The sequence below is a fragment of the Pseudomonas sp. K2I15 genome (assembly GCF_002204795.1).
In the GTDB taxonomy this organism is placed as follows: Bacteria; Pseudomonadota; Gammaproteobacteria; order Pseudomonadales; family Pseudomonadaceae; genus Aquipseudomonas.
The window spans coordinates 81,469-102,531 of the sequence record NZ_NIXO01000005.1; the positions used below are offsets into that span (position 1 = coordinate 81,469).

The following is a 21,063-nucleotide window of genomic DNA, read 5'->3' on the forward strand; positions in this document are numbered from 1 at the left end:
GAAAGGGAGTTGCGAGTATTCGCAGTACAGCATCCGCCATGAAAACTCCTATAGGAGCTGAAGAATAGTCCGACAGTCGGGACTTATCCTCTCTTACGCAGAACATAGACCCGCCACATGGCCGAACCGGGCATGAATTCCTGGTGATTGAGGACTTTGAAACCGGCCTGGCGAAACTCCGCTTCCACTTGCGCCCGATGGCTGGCAACTGCCGCCAGGGCAGGCTGTACCGCCCGATAGCCACTGTCGCTGTTGACCGAGACGATCACCGTGTCACGGCTCACCCGGTGAAATTCCCCGAGCAGGGCCAGGCGCCCTTCGGCCGTTGGCACATGGCGAAACAACTCCAGGCAAAAAATGCAGTCCACCGCGTTGGCCGACAGGCCGATGGAAAACGCCGAGCCCTGGAAGGTCTTGATCCGCTTGAGCAAGCCAGGCGCGTGGTGAGTGCGGGCGTGGTCAAGCATGTCCTGGGAATTGTCCGACGCGAGGATCACCCGGTTGCTGTGCTCGGCCAGCACCGGCCAAAAGCGCCCGGTGCCGCACGCCAGGTCGAGGATCAGCCCCGGCTCACCGGCGATTTTCAGCGCGCGGCGCACCAACTGCCCATCCCGCCACAACCCCAGGCGCCGCAGCAGACCGGGCGGGCGCGTGTCGGCGCAGACCCGGGCATGCTCCTGGCCTGCGCGTTCGGCAAATTCAATCTCGATGGAAGACGGCGGTTGCGACTGCATCACACGACTCTGTTAATGGACCAGACATTCGCAGCTTAACCACCGTCTCGTGAAAAAAAGGTCGAAGGATTGTTTACCGTTCATGCAAAACCAGTATCCAGTGCCAAGGCTGTCTGCAAACTGTCTGAGACCACGACCTTCATCAGGCCTGGTGCAAATACCAGCGCCAGTCCTGTTCACCTACTTCGCCCATGAACTGGCGGTATTCGGCACGCTTGACCGCCAGGTACACGCCGAGGAATTCGCCGCCAAACGCCTCCCGGGCCCACGACGAGCCTTCGAGTGCGCGCAACGTGGTCAGCCAATCGGTGGGCAGTAACTCCTTGGCCTGGGCGTAACCGTTGCCTTCCACCGGCGCGCCGGGGTCGCGCTGTTCGCGGATGCCCCGGTGAATACCGGCCAGAATCGCTGCCGCCGCAAGGTACGGGTTGGCGTCGGCGCCGCAGATGCGGTGCTCGATATGCCGGGAAAACGCCGGCCCACCGGGCACCCGCAGCGTGACGGTACGGTTGTCCACACCCCAGGTGGCGGCCAGCGGCGCGTAGCTGTTGGTCTGGAAGCGCCGGTAGGAGTTGGCGTTCGGGCAGAACATCAGCAACGAGTCGAGCAAGGTGCTGAGCATGCCGCCCACTGCATGGCGCAACAGCGGCGTGCCGTCGGGCGCTTCGCTGGCAAACAGGTTATTGCCATCGCGGTCCGCCAGGCTGACGTGCATGTGCATGCCGGTACCGGCCAGGTCGTCGAAGGGCTTGGCCATGAAACACGCGGTCATCCCGTGCTTGTGGGCCACGCCCTTGACCAGGCGCTTGTAACGCACGGCCTCGTCCATGGCTTGCAGGGCGTCGCTGCGATGTTCCAGGGTGATTTCCACCTGGCCCGGGGCGTATTCGGAAATCGCCGTGCGCGCCGGAATGCCCTGGAGCTTGCAGGCGCTGTAGAGGTCGGCTAGGAACGGTTCGATCTGCTCCAGCTCTCGCAGGCCGTAGACCTGGGTCGAGCGTGGGCGGCCGCCATCGACATCCCGCGCCGGTTGCGGCCGGCCGTTGCTGTCGGGCTTCTGGTCGAGCAAATAAAACTCCAGCTCCGCCGCCATCACCGGGTAATAGCCGTCTGCCTTGAGGTCGTCGATCACCTTGGCCAGCAAGTGCCGAGGGTCGGCCACGGTGGCGGGCATGCCTTCGGTGGGGTGCATGCTGACTTGCACCGCTGCCGTCGGGATCAGGCGCCACGGCATGCGCTGCAAACTGCCGCTGACCGGGTAGGCGCGGCAGTCGATATCACCCACTTCCCAGACCAGCCCGGAATTCTCCACGTCGTCGCCATTAATGGTCAGGCCCAGGATGGTGCTCGGCAGCGGCCGGCCACTTTGGTAGACAGCCAGCAACTCATCGCGGTGCAACAGCTTGCCGCGAGGCACGCCGTTGTTGTCGAGGATGAACAGCTCGAACATCTCGATATCCGGGTTCTGCTCAAGAAAGGACTGGGCTTCATGCTGGGTGGCAAAGGGCGTGCTCATGGGCATTCTCATACGTTTGCGTCAGGCAGGCGCGCGGGCGCTGCCGGGCAGATGCGCGGGGCATCCATTCGGGCAAATCAACGTAGGAGAACGGTGTCCGGTGGGCGTGCGTGGCGGCAATGCCAGAGCGCCCAGAAGGCGAGTTCGGAGGGAAGAGCATCAGCGGTGATCCGACGAGCCTCTGGACGGCTGGACGCGCTTGCGCCTGGCGATGTCTCAGGGTGTGTGTCGGGGCAACCGTCCATGCGGGAATCACAGTAAAGAGATGCCGGGCAGCCTCACACGCGAGGTTAAGCCGTTAAATCCAGTGTTGACGGAGTTTGGTTGTGCAGTGGCTAAACATTTGCAAATAATGGCGGCCCTGCTCATGCCCAAGGACCCGACCGCATGAAAGCTTTGCTGACCCTTTCCCTGCTGGCCGGCCTGTCCGCCCAGGCCCTGGCCGACAGCTCCACGTCGCGCCTGGATGAAGTGCTGCAGCGCGGTGAAATGTCCGTCTGCACCACCGGCGACTACAAGCCCTACAGCTATTTACGCCCCGACGGCAGCTACGAAGGCATCGACATCGCCATGGCCCAGTCGCTGGCCAAGAGCCTCGGCGTGAAGGTCAAGTGGGTGCCAACCACCTGGAAAACCCTGATGCCGGACTTTCTGGCCCAGCGCTGTGACATTGCGCTCGGCGGTATTTCGGTGTCGCTGGAGCGGCAGAAGAAGGCGTTTTTCAGCCAGCCATTGGGCGTCGACGGCAAGATCCCGCTGGTGCGCTGCGCCGATGTGCAGCGCTATCAGACAGTGGAGCAGATCAACCAGCCGCAGGTGCGGGTGATCGAGCCTTCGGGCGGCACCAATGAAGTGTTTGCGCGGGCGCATTTGGGTAAGGCACAACTGACGCTGTTCCCGGACAACGTGACGATTTTCGAGGAACTGCTGGCGAACAAGGCCGACGTGATGATCACCGACGCCAGCGAGGCCCGCTACCAGCAGAAGCTCAAGCCGGGGCTGTGTGCGGTGAACCCCGAGCGGTATATGCAGTACAGCGAAAAGGCGTTTTTGCTGCCGCGCGATGACGTGGCGTGGAAGAGTTATGTAGACCAGTGGCTGCACTTGAGCACGGTGACGGGCGTGTATGACGGCATCATCAATCAGTGGTTGGCCGCGCCCTGACCAGCTCGACAAACGCCCTGCACGCCGCACTGCGATAGCCTCCCTTGCGACTGAGCAACGCCGCCGTGCGTTGCGGCAACGGCGGGCTTAGCGGCACCGCCTGCAAGCCCGCCTGCACCTGGGCAATCGCGCTGGGCAGGATGGTCGCCAACGCGGTATTACGTACGATTTCAATAATCGCACTGATGGAATTGGCCTCCATGGTGATCAGAGGTTTCACCGCCTGGCTGCGAAAATATTCATCGATATACCGGCGTGTGGCGAAGCCTGAGTTCAGCAACACCCACGGCTGTTGAAGCCACGACTGGCGGCCAATGCCAGGATGGCCGGCACTCACCACCACGCTCAACGCCTCGACAAACACCCCTTCACACTCGATATCCGGCAAATGCTCGCCGGTAAAACCGATGCCGATATCCAGCAAATCCTCCGTCAGCGCCGCTTCCATGCGGTCCTGCGTCAACTCCTCGACGCTGACCGTTATGCCCGGGTACAAACCGTTGAACCGCGCCAGTAACGGCCCGATCAAGTAGGCGGTAAACGTCGGCGTCATCGCCAGGCGCAAGCTGCCGCGGCTCAAGTCCTGCACGTCATGCATGGCCCGGGTGCCGGCCTGCAAATCCTGCAAGGCCAGGCGCGCAAAACGCACATAGGCCTCACCCGCGTCGGTCAGGCTGACGCTTCGGCCGGAGCGATCCAGCAGCGGCGCGCCCAAGGTGTCTTCCAGTTGTTTGATCTGCTGCGACAAGGTCGGCTGCGACACATGCAGCGCCTCGGCCGCCCGGGTGAAATTGCGGTGCTCGGCAACGGCCAACAGGTAGCGGATATGACGCAGCAACATGGATGGCGCTCCAACTATAGGCATGACTTATAGAAACCATAATAAGCCGGTCTTGGACGCTATAGCTAAAAACTTCCATTCTTGCCCCATCAGCGACGCAAGGAGAACCACCATGCAAGATCTCATCGACGGCTTTCGCAAGTTCCAGGGTGAAGCCTTCACCCAGCGCAGTGACCTGTTCAAGCACCTGGCCACCACGCAAACCCCCGGCACGCTGTTCGTGTCCTGTTCCGACAGCCGTGTAGTCCCGGAGCTGTTGACCCAGCAAGAACCTGGCGACCTGTTTGTGATCCGCAACGCCGGCAACATCGTGCCGTCCTACGGGCCAGAGCCCGGCGGCGTGTCGGCCACTGTCGAATACGCGGTAGCCGTTCTCGGCGTCAGCGACATCGTGATTTGCGGCCACTCCGACTGCGGCGCCATGACCGCCATTTCCACCTGCAAATGCCTGGATCACCTGCCCGCCGTGGCGAACTGGTTGCGCCATGCCGAGTCGGCCAAGGTGATCAACGCTGCCCGCACTCACGCGTCAGACGCCGAGCAGCTGGACTCGCTGGTGCGGGAAAACGTGGTCGCCCAACTGGCCAATCTCAAGACCCACCCCTCAGTGGCCCTGGCCCTGGAGCAAGGCCGGCTGAGCCTGCACGGCTGGGTCTACGACATCGAAAGCGGCGGCATCGACGCCCTGGATGGTCGTAACGGGCGCTTCGTGTCCCTGCTCGACAACCCGTCCACCCGCGCTCACGCCGCCTGAAGCCCATTCAAACCCAAGAGGACATCACCATGTTGCAATCCCAATTCGCCCAAACCCCACGCCTGGCCCTGGCCGACACCGTCATAGACATCAAGGCGCGCAAGAACCTGTCATGGCAGGACCTCACCGACGGCACCGGGCTGAGCCTGGCGTTCGTCACCGCCGCCCTGCTCGGCCAGCACCCGCTGCCCAAAGACGCCGCTGATGTGGTCTGCGACAAGCTCGGCCTGGACCAGGACGCCAGCCGCCTGCTGCAAACCGTGCCCCTGCGCGGCAGCTTCCCCGGCGGCGTGCCGACGGACCCCACTATGTACCGCTTCTATGAAATGCTGCAGGTCTACGGTTCGACCCTCAAGGCCCTGGTGCACGAGCAGTTTGGCGACGGCATCATCAGCGCGATCAACTTCAAGCTGGACATCAAGAAGGTCGAAGACCCGGACGGCGGCTCCCGCGCGGTGATCACCCTGGACGGTAAATACCTGCCGACCAAACCGTTCTGATTTGTCCGCAAACCGTCTACGCTCTTGGCACACCAACAAGAACGAGGGACGGGTAATGAAGGCAATGCTCCGAGCCGCCTGGCTACTGCTGTTGTGCTTTGGCCAGGTGCACGCCGCCACCGCTGAGGAGGCGGACGCCCAAGCCGCCAAGGCTCTGCTGGAAAAGGCCTTGGCGTATTACCAAACGAATGGCGACAAGGCTTTTGCGGCGTTCAGTCGCCAGGGTGAATTTGTTGACCAGGACCGTTACGTGTTCGTGGTCGACACCAAGGGCGTGCTGCTGGCGAGTGGCGGGCCCTCTTCTGCGTTGATCGGGCGCAATGTTTCCGAGGTGCTTGGGCCGGATTTGAATAAGTCGTTCAAGGATGCGTTGGCGGTGCCTGAGGGCAGTGGCATTCAGCAGGCCGATTACCGTTGGCAGAATTGGAATGACGGTAAGGTTGAGCGCAAGCATGTGTATTACCAGCGCGTTGGGCAGCGGATTCTGGCGGTGGGTTATTACTTGCCACGGGCGACCCCGGAACATGCCAGAGCCCTGCGCAACAAAGCCGTCAAGGCGCTGGAGAAGGACCCGGTCGGGACGCTCAAGGCGATCAACGCCATGCAGGGTGGGTTTCTGCAGGACGATCTGTATGTGTTTGTGGTTGACCTCGACACCCACCGCTATGTGGCCCATGGCACGACTCCGCGGTTGGTGAATACGGATTTCAGCAAGATCAAGGATCCCGACGGGAAGCCGGTGGGTGAGCCGATTTTGGCGGTGATGGCGGTGCAGGATCAGGGGGAATACAAGTACCGCTGGAAAAACCCGGTGACCGGGAAGGTTGAGAACAAGCATGCGTATTTGCGCAAGGCTGGGCATTTTATGGTGGCTGTGGGGTATTACAGTCCTTGAGGGGTGTATATCCGTTTTCTGGGTGATGGCTGATATGGGTTCCGCTCTTACAGCGGGTCACTTTTGAAAAGAGCCCAAAAGTAACCAAAAGGCTCTTGCCCCACCACTCGGCACCTCGCTTGGGCTCGGTGTGCCCTCTCTCCGGTATTACTACGCGGGCCGCCGCGACGGGGCGTCCCTGCCCCGTCGCGGCTAAACCGGCGTCCTGCCGGTTTACCCGCTCCGTACTACCTGCGTTCGGCCAGCGTGGTTTAACGGGGCGCCTAAGATCAAGATCAAAAGCAAGAGCACAGCGGCCTACCGGCCGGCTTGAGTGGTGTAGAGCAACGGCAAAATCAAAAGCTAAAGCGAGCGCGGTCCAAATGTGGGAGCGGGCTTGCTCGCGAAGGTCGTTAACGATAACGCGTGTTTTCTGGATGAGCGCGGCGCCCTCAGGTTCTTCGCGAGCAAGCCCGCTCCCACATAAAAGCAGCTCTGCTTTCGCTCTGGACCTTGACCTTGCCCTTGCTTCTAACACTCAGGTCGGCTTTCAGGCTGCCGTGCTCTTGATCTGTTTTTGATCTTGATCTGCGGGCCCCGTTAACCACGATGGCCGGAACGCGGGCATGCCGAGCCTAGGCGAGGCACCGAGTGGTGGGGCAACGACCTTTTGGTTACTTTTGGCTGGGCCGGCATTCCGGGCGCTTGCCAAAAGTGACTCGCTGTAAGAGCGAAACCATAAGTGGTCGTTACCTAAATAATGGATATGTACTCAGTCACCCACACACCCATTATTTAGCCTTATCTTCCCGCCCCCGCAACACCCGATTAGGCATCACAATCGCCGCCGCCAACCCCAACAGTGAGACCCCCGCACTAACCATCAACAAATGCCTGAAGGTAACAAGCAGCTCCCCCCGCAACGCCTCCTGCGCCGGCCCAGGCGCCGCATTCAACCCATCCAGCAGCACATTCCCGGAACGCCCCTCAGCCACCAACGCCCCACTCGCCAAGTGCGCAAAACTCGAATCCTGCAACAACGCCAACAACAGCGCCGACATGCACGCCACCCCAACCGCACCACCCAAGGAACGAAACAAGTTAGTGGTACTGGTAGCCACACCAATATCCCGCTGCTCCACCGAGTTTTGCGTCCCCACCAACGAAGTCGGAAACTGCATCCCGGCAGCAATACCACTGAGCAACATAAACAAACTACTCAACACCACAGCCTGAGGCGCACTCAACGCCATCCCAAGAATGGCAATCGGCGTCAGCACCGCCCCCGTAAGAATCATCGGTTTATAGCGCCCCGTCACCGACGTCATACGCCCCGCGAAATACGCCCCCATCGGCAACCCCATGGCCAGCGGCAACAAATGCAAGGCCGCACTGTCGGCTCCCGCGCCGGTGACCGTCTGATACCGCAGCGGCATCAGCACAATCAGCGAGATCGCCTGGAAACTGGTAAAGAAAATCGTGCACCAGCACAACACCGCACTGCGGTTGGCAAACAGGTGCATCGGCAGCAACGGCTCCCGCGCCCGACGCTCGTGCCACACAAAAGCCGTCAATGCCACCAACGCGCAAACCAGCAGCCCCAGCACTTCATCATCACGCCAATGATGGCCCTGGCCAATTTCGGTGATGCCCAGCAACAGCGCCGTCAACCCGACGATCATCAGCACCGTGCCGAGGTAGTCGATCACCGGCTTGCGTTGCGGCACCGGCAGCCCCACCAGCGTGCGATGCGCCACCCACCAGGCGCCCGCGCCCAATGGCAGGTTGATCAGAAACACCCAACGCCACGACAAGTACTCGGTCATGTAGCCGCCCAATATCGGGCCGGCCACGCTCGCCACCGCGTACATGCCGCTGAAATAACCCTGATACCGCCCGCGCTCACGGGGCGGAATAATGTCGCCGATAATCGCCTGGCTGACCGAAATCATGCCGCCAGCACCGATGCCCTGGAGGATCCGCGCCAGCACCAGTTGCTCCATGCTCTGGGCCATGCCGCAAAACAGCGAGGCAACGGTGAACAGCCCCATGCCGATCAGCATCATCGGCCGGCGCCCGTACAGGTCGCCGAGCTTGCCGTAGATCGGCACCGCCACGGTCATCGCCACCATGTAGCCGGAGATCACCCAGGCCAGCAGGTTGACATCGTGGAACCGGGCGGAAATGGCCGGCATGGAGACGGCAACAATGGTCTGGTCCAAAGCCCCGAGAAAGATCGCCATCATCAAGGCGACAAGGACACTTCGAACAGCGGGTGTGGCGGGCTGATTGAGGTTGGTCACGGCAGAACCTGCGAGCAAGGCCCCACGGGAAAAGGAGGCCCGCGGGAATGCTCGTCAGTGTACTGGATAGCTGGCTATTCGATAGCCTCGTAAGGAAGTCCGACGTAATTTTCTGCAATGGTTTTACGCCCGGCCTCGGAGTCAACGAAGTATTCCAGCTCGCTCTGGGCGATGCGCTGGCTGAAGCCGTCCGCCTCAGGAAACTGGTGCAACATCGAGGTCATCCACCAGGAGAACCGTTCGGCCTTCCAGATCCGTCGCAGGCAAATCTGTGAGTATTTTTCCAGCAATTCCACCCGGCCCTCGCGGTACACCTTGAGCAAAATGTTGAACAAGGTGCTGACATCACTGGCCGCCAGGTTCAAACCCTTGGCGCCGGTGGGCGGCACGATGTGGGCGGCGTCGCCGAGCAGGAACAGGCGGCCGTATTGCATTGGCTCCACCACGAAGCTGCGCAGTGGCGCGATGCTCTTTTCGATGGACGGGCCGGTCACCAGTTGCTCGGTCAGTGACGCGGGCAAGCGGGTTTTCAGTTCATCCCAGAAGCGCTCATCGGACCAGTCCTCCACCGACTCATCCGCCGGCACCTGCACGTAATAGCGGCTGCGGGTCGGGGAACGCATGCTGCACAGGGCAAAGCCGCGCTCGTGCCTGGCGTACACCAGTTCGTCGTGGATCGGCGGGGTGTCGGCGAGGATGCCGAGCCAGCCAAACGGATACACCCGTTCAAAGACCTTCAACGCCTCAGAGGGAATCGACTGACGCGCCACACCGTGAAAACCGTCGCAGCCGGCGATGTAATCGCAGTCCAGGCGATAATGTTCGCCCTCATGCTCGAAGCTCAGCCACGGCTCTGCGCTTTTCATATCATGGGGCTGCACGTTGCTGGCTTCGTACAGCGTGGTGGCGCCGCTGGCCTGGCGCGCGGCCATGAGGTCGCGGGTCACTTCGGTTTGGCCGTAGATCATAACGGTCTTACCGCCGGTCAGCGCCTTGAGGTCGATATGGGTCAATTGCCCGTTCAGGGCCAGCTCAAAGCCATCATGCACCAGGCCTTCGGCATCCATGCGCGCACTGACGCCGGCCTGGCGCAGCAGGTCGACCATGCCTTGCTCCAGCACCCCGGCACGAATACGGCCTTGCACGTAATCCGGCGTCTGGCGCTCAAGAATAAGGGTTTCAATCCCGGCGTTGTGCAACAGTTGGCCGAGCAGCAGCCCCGAGGGGCCGGCGCCGATGATGGCGACTTGGGTTTTCAGCGTTTTCATTATTTTTATGGCCCGCAAGCTTCACTCGAACGTATTCGGTGAAAGAGTTGTCATTGATGGTGTTGCTGGCATTTTTCACTTGAGTGCCCGGCATAAGAAGGTGAAAACTGAGCCTAAAGCTGCGCTTTTCGCCAATTGGGGCGATTACCGCACAACTCTCCCGAAGTATCGGATGAAGCCATGACTAAAACTGCCAGTGCCGCGATTCCAGTGTTCAAACTCTACGGTGAGAGCCAGCAATGGCCGACCCCGGATTTGCTGCATTGTGAAACCATCTCGCGGCGCAGCCGTGAATACCAGTGGGAGATCCAGCCCCATCGGCACGCGGACCTGTGCCAGTTGCTGTACGTGCACAAGGGCCAGGCGCAGCTGGAGATCGAAGGCCAGCGCAGCACGCTGAACGAATCGACGTTGCAGGTACTGCCGCCGTTATGCGTGCATGGCTTTCGGTTTTCCGAAGACATCGAAGGGTTTGTGGTCACCCTGGCCGCGCCGCTGATGGCCCATTTGCAGGGGCAGTTGGGCGCGGCGCTGGACGGCCTGAACGCCTTGGGCAGCTACCCCGCCGGTAATGACAGTGATTACCTCAACAGTCTGTTTGCGCGCTTGCAGGATGAGTACGCCAACGATCAACCGGCGCGAGACATGATGATGCACGCGTTGGTCAGTGTGCTGCTGGTGTGGATCAGCCGCCAGGCCATCCAGCGTCGCCACCCAAGGGCGCCCCGGGGCCGCGAATACTTCCGCCGGTTCACCCAGTTGGTGGAACAGCATTACCGCGAACACCCGAAAATCGAAGACCTGGCCCACAAGCTCGGGATCTCGGTCTCACACCTGAACGGTACGTGTCGGGAATTGGGCGGGCAGCCTGCGTTGCAGATCATGCACGACCGCCAATTGCTGGAAGCCAAGCGCCTGCTGACTTACACCAGTATGACCATCAATGAGATGTCGGAAGTGTTGGGCTTTTCTGACCCTACCAACTTCTCGCGACTGTTTCGCCGACGCGTCGGGTTCTCCCCGAAGGCGTTTCGGGAGCAATTGAAAGCCGACCAGGGCGCTAGCGCAGCGAGCTGAAGGCCGCCATGTGGCCAACGCATTGGCCGTGATCGCAGCCGGAGGCGAAGCTCGGCTGGATGCGGGTCTGTTCGACGCGGTAGGCGGCAGTGCCGTAGAGCGCTGTAGCGGCGGCGCACAGGGTGAAAATCATCAGGTACTTTCTTGTTTTGATCGACATGATGCTGACCTCTGATCCGATCAAGAAGGTGCTTTTATAAGCATAGGTCAATCGGGGTATGTCGCCATTATTGGGCGACATTCAACGTGTTTATGTCGGCTCAGAGACCGACGTCCCACACCGGCTCTTCCGGGAACCTCAGCACCAGGAAATCCAGCAGGCTGCGCAGCGCCGACGGCATGTGCTTGCGCGAGGCGTACACGGCATACATGTTCATCTGCCGAGGTTCGGCCCCGGGCAGCAGGCGGGTCAGCTGGCCACTGCGGACATAGTCACCCGCCTGGTACGTGGGCAACATCGAGACCCCGGCCCCGGCCAGCGTCGCCCGCAACAGGGTGCTGGCTTCATTGGCGCTGATGTTGCCCTGCACCGGTACCGAGACTTGCTCGCCGTGTTCTTCGAAATGCCAGAGGCTTTTGCCGAAGTAGGAGTGGGTCAGGCAGTTGTGCCGAGCCAGGTCTTCGACCTTGTGGGGCTGCGGGTGCTCCAGCAGGTAAAGCGGTGACGCACAAATCACCGAGCGGCACACCGTGAGCTTGCGGGCGATCAGGTTAGGGTCCAGGTCGTTGCTGGTGCGAATCGCCAGGTCGATGCGCTCATCCACCAGGTTCACCGTGCGGTCGAGCATCTGCATGTCGATACTCACCAGCGGGTAGGCCTTGACGTATTCGGCCATCGCATCGGCCAGTTGTGCCTGACCGAACGAAGTACTGACGCTCAGGCGCAGCAGACCACGGGGCGCTTCATCCGGTTCGCTGACAGCGGCCTGCATGTCGGCACCTAACTCCAGCATCTGCCGGCACCGGGGCAAGGTTTCGCTGCCGGCGGCGGTCAGGCTGAGCTTGCGGGTGGTGCGGTGCATCAACCGCGCGCCGACCCAGTCTTCCAGCTCCGCCAAATAGCGCGATACCACCGGCCGCGACAGGTCCAGGTGGTCGGCCGCCGCCGATTGACTGCCCAAGTCCACCACGGCCACAAACACGCGCATTGCTTGAAGACGATCCATGATTTGCCCGCTTTTAGAAACAAACTATGTCCAAGCATCGCATTTTTTGTAGCGTTTGGTGCAACTAAGCTCTGTCCACCGCTTACCGATCACTGGAGCTGCACATGTTTGGATTTTCGTCCCTCAAACGCTTTGCCGTTGCGACTGCCGCGCTGGCCTTCGCCGCCCACGCGGTGGCAGCCGACCTGACCCTGGATGTCTACAACCCCGGCGAGGCGGCCATCTTTCCGGTCAGTTCGGTGCTGGTCAGCGGCGATAAAGACGCAATTCTGGTGGACGCCCAATTCGGCAAGGGCCAGGCCGAGCAACTGGTGCAGAAGATCCGCGCCAGCGGCAAGCAATTGACCACCATCTACATCAGCCACGGCGACCCGGACTACTACTTCGGCCTCGACACGCTGACCGCCGCGTTCCCCAAGGCCAAGGTATTGGCGCCGCAGCCGGTGGTGGACCATATCAAGGCCACCGTTGCCGGAAAGCTTGAATTCTGGGGCCCGAAAATGGGTGCAGACAAGCCTGCCACCACCGTCATCCCTCAAGTGCTTGAAGGCCACAGCCTGACCCTCGAAGGCAAGAAACTGGAAGTGATCGGCCTCGACGGCCCGCAACCGGACCGCACCTTTGTGTGGATCCCGTCGATCAAGGCGGTGGTCGGTGGTGTGGTCGTCGCTGAAAACATTCATCTGTGGATGGCCGATACGCAAACCGCCAAATCCCACACCGATTGGCTGGCGACCCTGCAACGTATCCAGGATTTGAAACCCCGCACCGTTATTCCGGGTCACTACCTGGGTACACCGTCGCTCAAATCCGTGGCGTTCACCGCCGATTACATCAAGGCCTTCGACGAGGAAACCGCCAAGGCCAAGGACTCTGCCGCGCTGATTGGCGCGATGAAAAAGCGTTACCCGAACCTGGCTGACGAAAGCTCCCTGGAACTGAGCGCGAAAGTCGCCAAGGGCGAAATGCAGTGGTGAGTTGATTCCCCCCTTAACCGTACTGGAGAACGTCATGAGCAAGATCGCAATCATTGGTGCCACCGGTCGCGCCGGTAGCCAACTGCTGGAAGAAGCGTTGCGTCGCGGGCACACCGTCACGGCCATCGCGCGCAATACCGACAAGATTGGCGTGCGCCCTGGCGTCACCGTCAAGCAAGTGGACGCGCTGGATGCCCAGGCCCTGGAGCAGGCCATCAGCGGCAACGATGTGGTGATCAGTGCGGCGCATTTCGCCACCCTGCCTGCGGAAGCAGTGATCAACCCGGTGAAAAAAGCCGGCGTGAAACGCCTGCTGGTGGTGGGCGGTGCCGGTTCGCTGCTGTTGTCGGGCGGCAGCCGGGTGATCGACAGCCCCGGTTTCCCCGAGGAATACAAAGCCGAAGCCAGCGCCGGCAGCGTTTTCCTCGACACCCTGCGTCAGGAAAAAGACCTGGACTGGACCTTCCTGTCGCCCTCGGCGGAGTTCGTCGAGACCGCACGCACCGGCAAATTTCGCCTGGGCCAGGATGAGTTGCTGGTGAGCAATGAAGGCCGCAGCTGGATCAGCTTTGCCGACTTTGCGATTGCGCTGATTGATGAAGTGGAAACGCCGAAGCATTCGCGCCAGCGGTTTACCGTCGGTTATTAAGACTGACGCACACTGAAAATGTGGGAGCGGGCTTGCTCGCGAAGGCGGTGGGTCAGTTAGCCGATGTGTTAGCTGACACGGCGCCTTCGCGAGCAAGCCCGCTCCCACATTTTGATCTTCAGGGTGACGGCTGTTGCGCCTGGCTCACCAGCCAGTCCATCAGTTGCTCCAACCCCGCCGAGGGCTCCGTCCCCGGCGGGTACACCAGGTAATACCCCATCCCCGTCGGCACCCGTAACTCAAACGGCGTCGCCAACCGCCCCGCCTTGAGGTCCTCGCCAATCAGCGCACTGTCGCCAATCGCCACGCCGGAGCCTTGGGACGCCACCGTCATCGCCAGATCCAGCGTTTCAAAATGATGCCCCTGGGCAAGATTGCTCAAGCGCGTATTAGCCGCCTTCAACCACAACGCCCAATCCCGTTCATCCCGCGTGGGGTGCAACAGCACCTGCTGCTGCAAATCCGCAGGCGTGTGCAAACCACCGAGCAAGGCCGGCGCGCATACCGGCGTCAGTCGCTCATCAAACAAATGCCGGGCCTGGGCCGACTGCTCGGCAATCGGCGCATAGATCACCGCGGCATCAAACTGCTCGCGACGAAAGTCAACGGTGTAGGCCACGGTGGTGGTCAGCTCCACCGGCACGTCCGGGCGCTCCTGCTGCCACTGCATCAGACGTGGCAACAGCCAGCGCATCACACAGGTGGAGGCCTTGAGCTGCAAGGTTTCGCGGCGGGTGCCGATCTGTTCCACCGCATCGCCGATCAAGCCAAACACCTGCTGCGCCCGCAGCGACCATTCGCGGCCCTCTTCGGTGAGGCTCAAGCCCCGGGCCTGGCGCTGGAACAGCGCATAACCCAAGTGGCTTTCCAGCCCGGCAATCTGCCGGCTCACCGCGCCCTGGGTGATGTGCAATTGCTCGGCGGCACGGGTGAAGTTGCAGCACTGGGCCGTGACCCAAAAGGTGTGCAGGGCCGGCAAGGGTGGAAGGCGTTTCATAAGGGCGCAGCCATGACGTGAAGACATGGCTAGTATGACTTTTTATCGATTGTTGCCGCTACAGGCCAGCCGTTCCAATACCGACCTCCTCTGAATCAATAATAAAGGGAACGATATGGCGACCTGCGGCGAAGTATTGGTCAACCTGCTGGAAGGCTACGGCGTGGACCAAGTGTTCGGCATTCCCGGCGTGCACACCGTGGAACTCTACCGGGGCCTGGCGCGCTCGAGTATCCGCCACGTCACCCCGCGCCACGAACAGGGCGCCGGCTTTATGGCCGACGGTTATGCGCGCACCAGCGGCAAGCCCGGTGTGTGCTTCATCATCACCGGCCCCGGCATGACCAATATCACCACCGCCATGGGCCAGGCCTATGCCGACTCGATCCCGATGCTGGTGATTTCCAGCGTGCAGTCCCGCAGCCAGTTGGGTGGCGGGCGCGGCAAGCTGCACGAACTGCCGAACCAAAGCGCGATGATCGCGGGCGTGGCGGCGTTCTCCCATACCTTGATGTCGGCCGCCGAATTGCCCGGTGTATTGGCCCGGGCGTTTGCGCTGTTCCAGGCCGGGCGACCGCGCCCGGTGCATATCGAAATCCCGCTGGACGTGCTGGTGGAAAACGCCGACGCCTTGCTCGGCAGTACGCCTGTCAGCGTTTCCCGGGCGGGAGCTGCACCGTCGGCGGTCAAGCAGATGAGCCAGTTGCTCGCGGCAGCCAAACGCCCACTGATTCTCGCCGGCGGTGGTGCCATCGACGCAGCGCCCGAGCTGACGCAATTGGCCGAAGCCCTCGGCGCGCCCGTGGCCCTGACCATTAATGCCAAGGGCATGCTCGCCTCCAACCATCCCTTGCTGATCGGCTCGACCCAAACCCTGGTCGCCACCCGCGCCCTGGTGGCCGAGGCAGACGTGGTACTGGCGATCGGCACCGAGCTGGCAGAAACCGACTACGACGTCACCTTCGCCGGCGGCTTCGAGATTCCCGGCGCCCTGCTGCGCATCGACATCGATGCCGACCAGACCGTGCGCAATTACCCACCACAGGTCGCACTGGTGGCTGACGCACAAATCGCCGCCCAGGCACTGCTTGCCGAACTGGGCAACCAGCCCTTGGCCGCACGCGACAACCACTGGGGCGCACACCGCGTCGCCCGTCTGTGGAGCGAACTGGAACCCACCTGGGACGCCGCGACCCGCGCGCAAACCCTGTTCCTCAACACCGTGCTGGACGAGCTGCCCGACGCCGTACTGGTGGGCGATTCCACCCAACCGGTGTACACCGGCAACCTGACCCTGAACCTCGACCAGCCGCGCCGCTGGTTCAACTCCTCCACCGGCTACGGCACCCTTGGCTACGCGTTGCCGGCGGCCATTGGTGCGTGGCTGGGTCGCGGCAACGGCGCGCCGGTGGTGTGCCTGATCGGCGACGGCGGCCTGCAATTCACCCTGCCGGAACTGGCCAGCGCCGTGGAAGCGCACACGCCGGTGATCGTGCTGCTGTGGAATAACCAGGGCTATGAAGAGATCAAGAAATACATGGTCAACCGCGCCATCGAGCCGGTGGGCGTAGACATCTACACCCCGGACTTTATCGGCGTGGCCAAGGCCCTGGGTTGCGCCGCCCAGGCCGTGCACGGTGTTGAAGAACTGCGCAGCGCATTGCGTGCCGCCACTGATCGCCAGGGCCCGACGCTGATTGAAATCGACCAAGGCCTTTGGATGAAGGAGGCGGCGGTATGAGCGCGGTATTGAACGGGCTGTATATCAATGGTGCGTGGCGTGCGGGCCATGACGTGCTGGACGTGATCAACCCGGCGACCGAGGCCCCATTGGCCCAGGTGAATGTGGGTGATGCCACTGCCGTGACTCACGCGGTAGACGCGGCCAGCGTTGCCTTCCCGAACTGGTCCAAAAGCACCGGCCGCGATCGCGCCGCACTGCTGCGCAAGATCGCCGAAGGCGTGAGCGCCCAGCGCGAACACCTGATGCACCTGCAATCGAGCAACAACGGCAAGCCGCTGTTCGAGGCGGGGATTGATGTGGACGACGTGATCGCCACGTTCGCGTATTACGCCGGTTTGGCCGACGAAATGGACGCCAGCCAGGATCGTTCGGTGACACTGCCCACCGAAGATTTCAGCGCCCGCGTACGCCGTGAACCGTGCGGCGTGGTGGGCCTGATCGTGCCGTGGAATTTCCCGATGGTCACCACCGCCTGGAAACTCGCCCCGGCGCTGGCTGCCGGTTGCTGCGTAGTGCTCAAGCCTTCGGAAGTAACGCCGCTGGCGGAGCTGGAACTGGCCAAGATCATCGCGACAGTGGGGCTGCCTGCCGGTGTGTTCAACGTGGTTTGTGGCACTGGCCTGGCAGTGGGTGCGCCATTGGCGGCTGACCCACGGGTAGCGAAAATCTCCTTCACCGGCAGCAACGCAGTGGGCGTGCAGGTGATGCAGCGCGCTGCCGAGACGGTCAAGGGCGTGAGCCTGGAATTGGGCGGTAAATCCTCGTTGCTGGTGCTGGCGGACGCCGACCTCGACCTGGCGGTCGAGCTGGCCTGTGGCGGTGGTTTCTTCAATGCCGGGCAGATGTGTTCCGCCACCAGCCGGGTGTTGGTGGCCGATGAACTGGCGGATGAGTTTCTGACTCGCTTGCAGGCCAAGGCCGAGCGTATTCGCGTGACGGACCCGTTTGCCGAAGACGTGGAAATGGGCGCGCTGGTCAACCGTGCGCAGTACCAGCGGGTACTGGGGCATATCGAACGGGGCGTGCAAGCTGGCGCGAAGTTACTGTGTGGCGGCGGGCGCCCGGCGGATTTGCCCCACGGCTATTTCATTCGCCCTACGGTGTTTACCGAAGTGCCGTTGGACAGCGCGTTGTGGAACGAGGAAATCTTCGGCCCGGTGTTGTGCGTGCGTAGCTTTGCCAGTGAAGCCGAGGCGGTGGCGTTGGCCAATGACAGCGAGTTTGGGTTGGTGGCCAGTGTGCTGAGCAGCAACCTTGAAGCGGCTGAACGGGTGGCGAATGCGTTGCAGGTGGGCCTGGTGTGGATCAATGCGCCGCAGGTGATCTTCCCGCAAACGGCGTGGGGCGGTTACAAGCAGAGCAGCATCGGCAGGGAACTGGGGCCGTGGGGGTTGCAGGCATTTCAGGAGATCAAGCATGTGATTCGGGCGGTCTGACAACGACCAGACAGCACAGTCCCTGTGGCGAGGGAGCTTGCTCGCGCTGGAGTGCGAAGCGCTCCCAAAATTCTTGGGGCCGCTACGCAGCCCAGCGGGAGCAAGCTCCCTCGCCACAGCAAGCGCCCTCGCCACAACAAACCTCCCCCCACAAAAATCCCGCCCGCATTTTTTCAATAGCCCCAACGACTTTCTCATTTGCCCCCCTCCCCCACGCCCGGCCTAATACTGCACTTGTCAGTTCAAGGCCTGCCCATGGAAAACGTCCGCGCAAAACCCACCACTGCCCTTTGGCTGATGATCAGCGTGGTGCTGGTCGCCCTCAACCTGCGCCCCTCGATGGCCGCCGTCGGCCCGTTGTTGTCGTCGATTCGCGGCGATGTGCCGCTGAGTTTCAGCACCGCCTCCTTGCTCACGATGTTGCCGGTCATGGCCATGGGCCTGGCGATGTTTTTTGGCATGGGCGTGGCCAAGCGCTTCGGCGAGCATCGCAGCATCGTGCTGTCGTTGGTGGTGATCGGCCTGGCCACCGTCTCCCGGCTATTTCTCGACTCGGCGCTTGAGCTGATCCTCAGCGCCATCGCCGCCGGCGTAGGCATCGCGATGATCCAGGCGCTGATGCCTGCGTTGATCAAGTCTCGCTTCAGCGACAACGTTTCCCTGTTCATGGGCCTGTACGTCACCGCGATCATGGGCGGCGCGGCCCTCGCCGCTTCGTTCTCGCCGTTTATCCAGGTGCAAACCGGCAGTTGGCGCATCGGCCTGGCGATCTGGGCGGTTCTCGCCGTATTGGCGCTGGTGTTCTGGTATGCCCAACGCTCGGTGTTGCCACCACTGCCGCAAGCCGGTGCTGGCCCGCAAGAGTCATTCTTCGGCAATCGCCGGGCCTGGCTGCTGGCGATCTTTTTCGGCCTTGGTACTGCGTCCTACACCTGCGTACTCGCCTGGCTGGCGCCGTACTACGTGGAAATGGGCTGGAGCGAACAGAATGCCGGCCTTTTACTGGGTTTCCTGACGGCCATGGAAGTGGTCTCCGGCCTGGTCACCCCGGCCATCGCCAACCGCCGCCGGGACAAGCGCGGCGTGGTCGCGGTGTTGCTGGTGCTGATCATCGCCGGCTTCTGCGGCCTGATCCTCAGCCCGCAACACCTGAGCCTGCTGTGGCCGTGCCTGTTGGGCCTGGGGATTGGCGGGCTGTTTCCGATGAGCCTGATCCTGTCCCTCGACCATCTGGACAACCCACGCCGCGCCGGTGGCCTGACTGCCTTCGTGCAGGGTATTGGTTACCTGATCGCCGGCCTGTCGCCGCTGATCGCCGGGATGATCCGCGACCAGTTGGGCAGCTTCGAATGGGCCTGGTGGGCGCTGACGGCGGTGGTAGTAGTGATGCTGCTGATCGTGCTGCGCTTCGATCCCCGGCATTACGCGCGGCATATTCGCTGAGGTCGTGTTGTAAACATTATTTGTCCCACCTCAAACAGAGAAAGGTCCGACAGAGCTTTCTATTGGTACGAGCGTTCCGTTAACATTTTGTATTGTCTTGTACCGAACTCGGTACAAACGATTTGCGGACGGAACGGATGTTAAACAGCAACTTGCTTAGAAAGCTCGATATGCAGGACCTGATGGTGTTTATCGCTGTTTATGACCAAAGCAGCGTCACCGAGGTGTCCGAAACCCTGTTCGTCAGCCAGTCCACCGTGAGCTACAGCCTGAAGAAGCTACGCACCAGCTTCGAAGACGAGTTGTTTATCAACACCCGGGCCGGCATGCGTCCTACGTACAAAGCCACCAGCATGTACGGCCATGTGCAGAAAATCCTCGAAAGCATCAACCTGTGCCATGCCGGCAGCCAGGCCTTCGACCCCACCCAAAAGGCCGTGACCTTCAACGTTTGCGCCCCCGAATACTTCGAACAGTTGATCCTGCCGCGCCTGCTGAAAAACTTCGACCACGCCGACCTGCCGGTGATCGTCAATGTGCAGAAGCTGGAAACCGACATCCCGGCCGAAGCCTTGCGTGACGGGCGTCTGGACCTGGTGATCTGCTTCGGCCCGCACTTTCATCGCGAGCACAAAGACATCAACACCCAGATGTTGCTGGAGGACGACTTGGTGTGCGTGTTCGACAAACACTCGGCGCCCCGGGAGCCGGCGTTCAGCCTGCAATCCTTCGTCGCCCGGCGCCACGTGTTCCCAACGCCGTGGAGTTCCGACACCAACATGATCGACGGCTGGCTGGCGCGCCAGTCCCACAAACGCCAGGTGATCGCCCGGGCCAACAGCTACAGCGCGGCGCTGAAGATGATCACCGGCACCGACTTTGTCGTCACCCTGCCCCGTCGGGTGCAGAAGCTGCTGGCGGACAACAGCGTGTTCGGCCATTGCGAAGCGCCGAACGGGTTGCCGGGGTTTACCCTGGACATGCAGTGGAATGAACACAGCGAGCAGGACAGCGCCAACACGTGGTTCAGGGAGCAGGTGGTGAAGGTGTGTGCGGATCAGGGGTTATTATGACCCCCTGTGGCGAGGGAGCTTGCTCCCGCTGGGCTGCGTAGCGGCCCCAAGAGTTTTGGGAGCGCTTCGCACTGGAGCGCCAGCCCGGTCCAGCGGGAGCAAGCTCCCTCGCCACAGCGTATTGCCCGTTAGCCGATGGTGATTTTGCTGTAGGAATCGCGGTCCATGTCTACCAGCAAGACACTGAGCTGCACCTGCAGCTCGGCAGGCCAATCGCCCAGATCCTGCAGCGCCGCCAACAGGCTTTCCGACAACTGCTTCTTGACCTGCGGTGAACGCCCGCTGAGCAGCGACAGCTTCACCGCGATAAAAGCGCGCGGGCTTATGGACGTGCCCACCTGGAAAGTCTCTACCTTCAGCGCGCGGCTTTTGATATCGAACTCGGAACCGAACTGCCCGGACGCCATCAGCACGTTGTTGAGCCGCAACAGGGCTTTCTCAACGGCCAGCTCTGTCAGGTTGGCGGTGTATTCCAGATGCAGGTGCGGCATGAAAAGCTCCGATTTATTGTAGGAAAAGAGTCATACGTATAGCACGCGACCTGGCG

The 21,063-nt window shown here is 61.7% G+C and carries 20 protein-coding genes; 11 read left to right on the forward strand and 9 right to left on the reverse strand.

Annotated features, from left to right (window positions below; genetic code table 11):
* Positions 1–83: 83 nt before the first annotated feature.
* Entirely contained in the window at positions 84–734 is a 651-nt protein-coding gene (locus tag CEC48_RS05550) for a class I SAM-dependent methyltransferase (RefSeq protein WP_088422836.1), read from the reverse strand.
* Positions 735–876: 142 nt separating this feature from the next.
* Positions 877–2,250, reverse strand: a complete 1,374-nt coding sequence (locus CEC48_RS05555) for a glutamine synthetase family protein (protein WP_088422837.1) — start codon at positions 2,248–2,250, stop codon at positions 877–879.
* A 387-nt stretch (positions 2,251–2,637) separates the two neighbouring features.
* Here CEC48_RS05555 and CEC48_RS05560 point away from each other — a divergent pair, with 387 nt between their 5' ends.
* Positions 2,638–3,414 carry a transporter substrate-binding domain-containing protein gene (locus CEC48_RS05560; protein WP_088422838.1) on the forward strand — a complete coding sequence of 259 codons (777 nt, stop codon included), beginning with the start codon at positions 2,638–2,640 and terminating at the stop codon, positions 3,412–3,414.
* Here CEC48_RS05560 and cynR read toward each other — a convergent pair.
* On the reverse strand, positions 3,389–4,255 hold the full coding sequence (gene cynR / locus CEC48_RS05565) for a transcriptional regulator CynR (RefSeq protein ID WP_088422839.1): 867 nt from the start codon (positions 4,253–4,255) through the stop codon (positions 3,389–3,391). The two genes, CEC48_RS05560 and cynR, sit on opposite strands and share 26 nt — an antisense overlap.
* A 112-nt stretch (positions 4,256–4,367) precedes the next feature.
* Here cynR and CEC48_RS05570 point away from each other — a divergent pair, with 112 nt between their 5' ends.
* From CEC48_RS05570 to CEC48_RS05580, 3 genes are read left to right on the forward strand one after another with little or no spacing between them, the layout of a single operon-like run.
* Positions 4,368–5,009: a carbonic anhydrase gene (locus tag CEC48_RS05570; RefSeq protein ID WP_088422840.1), complete on the forward strand. Its 642-nt coding sequence runs from the start codon at positions 4,368–4,370 to the stop codon at positions 5,007–5,009.
* 29 nt (positions 5,010–5,038) lie between these two features.
* On the forward strand, positions 5,039–5,509 hold the full coding sequence (gene cynS / locus CEC48_RS05575) for a cyanase (protein ID WP_088422841.1): 471 nt from the start codon (positions 5,039–5,041) through the stop codon (positions 5,507–5,509).
* A gap of 55 nt (positions 5,510–5,564) precedes the next feature.
* On the forward strand, positions 5,565–6,404 hold the full coding sequence (locus CEC48_RS05580) for a cache domain-containing protein (RefSeq protein ID WP_088422842.1): 840 nt from the start codon (positions 5,565–5,567) through the stop codon (positions 6,402–6,404).
* A 770-nt stretch (positions 6,405–7,174) separates the two neighbouring features.
* Here the strand turns inward: CEC48_RS05580 and CEC48_RS05585 are convergent.
* Both CEC48_RS05585 and pobA read right to left on the reverse strand, forming a co-directional pair.
* Positions 7,175–8,686, reverse strand: coding sequence for an MDR family MFS transporter (locus tag CEC48_RS05585; RefSeq protein ID WP_088422843.1), 1,512 nt, complete (start codon positions 8,684–8,686; stop codon positions 7,175–7,177).
* 74 nt (positions 8,687–8,760) lie between these two features.
* Positions 8,761–9,945: a 4-hydroxybenzoate 3-monooxygenase gene (gene pobA, locus CEC48_RS05590; protein WP_176438678.1), complete on the reverse strand. Its 1,185-nt coding sequence runs from the start codon at positions 9,943–9,945 to the stop codon at positions 8,761–8,763.
* A gap of 189 nt (positions 9,946–10,134) precedes the next feature.
* Between pobA and CEC48_RS05595 the strand changes: the two genes are divergently transcribed.
* Positions 10,135–11,031 carry a helix-turn-helix domain-containing protein gene (locus CEC48_RS05595; RefSeq protein ID WP_088422845.1) on the forward strand — a complete coding sequence of 299 codons (897 nt, stop codon included), beginning with the start codon at positions 10,135–10,137 and terminating at the stop codon, positions 11,029–11,031.
* On the opposite strand, the gene CEC48_RS31500 is transcribed toward CEC48_RS05595, so the two are convergent.
* Complete coding sequence (locus tag CEC48_RS31500) at positions 11,015–11,191, reverse strand: hypothetical protein (RefSeq protein ID WP_176438671.1); 177 nt, start codon at positions 11,189–11,191, stop codon at positions 11,015–11,017. The genes CEC48_RS05595 and CEC48_RS31500 overlap by 17 nt on opposite strands.
* A gap of 100 nt (positions 11,192–11,291) precedes the next feature.
* A complete protein-coding gene (locus tag CEC48_RS05605) occupies positions 11,292–12,197 on the reverse strand; it encodes a LysR family transcriptional regulator (RefSeq protein WP_088422847.1) in 906 nt (301 codons plus the stop codon).
* A gap of 104 nt (positions 12,198–12,301) precedes the next feature.
* Between CEC48_RS05605 and CEC48_RS05610 the strand changes: the two genes are divergently transcribed.
* The gene (locus CEC48_RS05610) at positions 12,302–13,174 is read left to right on the forward strand and encodes an MBL fold metallo-hydrolase (RefSeq protein ID WP_088422848.1); all 873 of its coding nucleotides are present in this window, start codon (positions 12,302–12,304) and stop codon (positions 13,172–13,174) included.
* A gap of 34 nt (positions 13,175–13,208) precedes the next feature.
* The gene (locus tag CEC48_RS05615; RefSeq protein ID WP_088422849.1) at positions 13,209–13,823 is read left to right on the forward strand and encodes an NAD(P)-dependent oxidoreductase; all 615 of its coding nucleotides are present in this window, start codon (positions 13,209–13,211) and stop codon (positions 13,821–13,823) included.
* Between the two features lie 118 nt (positions 13,824–13,941).
* Here the strand turns inward: CEC48_RS05615 and CEC48_RS05620 are convergent, their stop codons facing one another.
* On the reverse strand, positions 13,942–14,820 hold the full coding sequence (locus CEC48_RS05620; protein WP_088422850.1) for a LysR substrate-binding domain-containing protein: 879 nt from the start codon (positions 14,818–14,820) through the stop codon (positions 13,942–13,944).
* A 115-nt stretch (positions 14,821–14,935) separates the two neighbouring features.
* On the opposite strand from CEC48_RS05620, the gene CEC48_RS05625 reads away from it, so the two are divergent.
* The 4 genes from CEC48_RS05625 (at position 14,936) to CEC48_RS05640 (ending at position 20,516) form a co-directional block, all read left to right on the forward strand.
* Positions 14,936–16,561, forward strand: a complete 1,626-nt coding sequence (locus CEC48_RS05625; RefSeq protein WP_088422851.1) for a 5-guanidino-2-oxopentanoate decarboxylase — start codon at positions 14,936–14,938, stop codon at positions 16,559–16,561.
* Complete coding sequence (locus tag CEC48_RS05630; RefSeq protein WP_088422852.1) at positions 16,558–18,000, forward strand: aldehyde dehydrogenase family protein; 1,443 nt, start codon at positions 16,558–16,560, stop codon at positions 17,998–18,000. Before CEC48_RS05625 ends, CEC48_RS05630 begins: the two co-directional genes overlap by 4 nt.
* A 255-nt stretch (positions 18,001–18,255) precedes the next feature.
* Positions 18,256–19,443 (forward strand): cyanate transporter, encoded by a 1,188-nt coding sequence (locus CEC48_RS05635; protein WP_088422853.1) that lies wholly within the window; start codon positions 18,256–18,258, stop codon positions 19,441–19,443.
* A 137-nt stretch (positions 19,444–19,580) separates the two neighbouring features.
* A complete protein-coding gene (locus CEC48_RS05640) occupies positions 19,581–20,516 on the forward strand; it encodes a LysR family transcriptional regulator (RefSeq protein WP_088422854.1) in 936 nt (311 codons plus the stop codon).
* A gap of 128 nt (positions 20,517–20,644) precedes the next feature.
* On the opposite strand, the gene CEC48_RS05645 is transcribed toward CEC48_RS05640, so the two are convergent.
* Positions 20,645–21,007, reverse strand: a complete 363-nt coding sequence (locus CEC48_RS05645; RefSeq protein ID WP_088422855.1) for a 5-carboxymethyl-2-hydroxymuconate Delta-isomerase — start codon at positions 21,005–21,007, stop codon at positions 20,645–20,647.
* Positions 21,008–21,063: the final 56 nt, after the last annotated feature.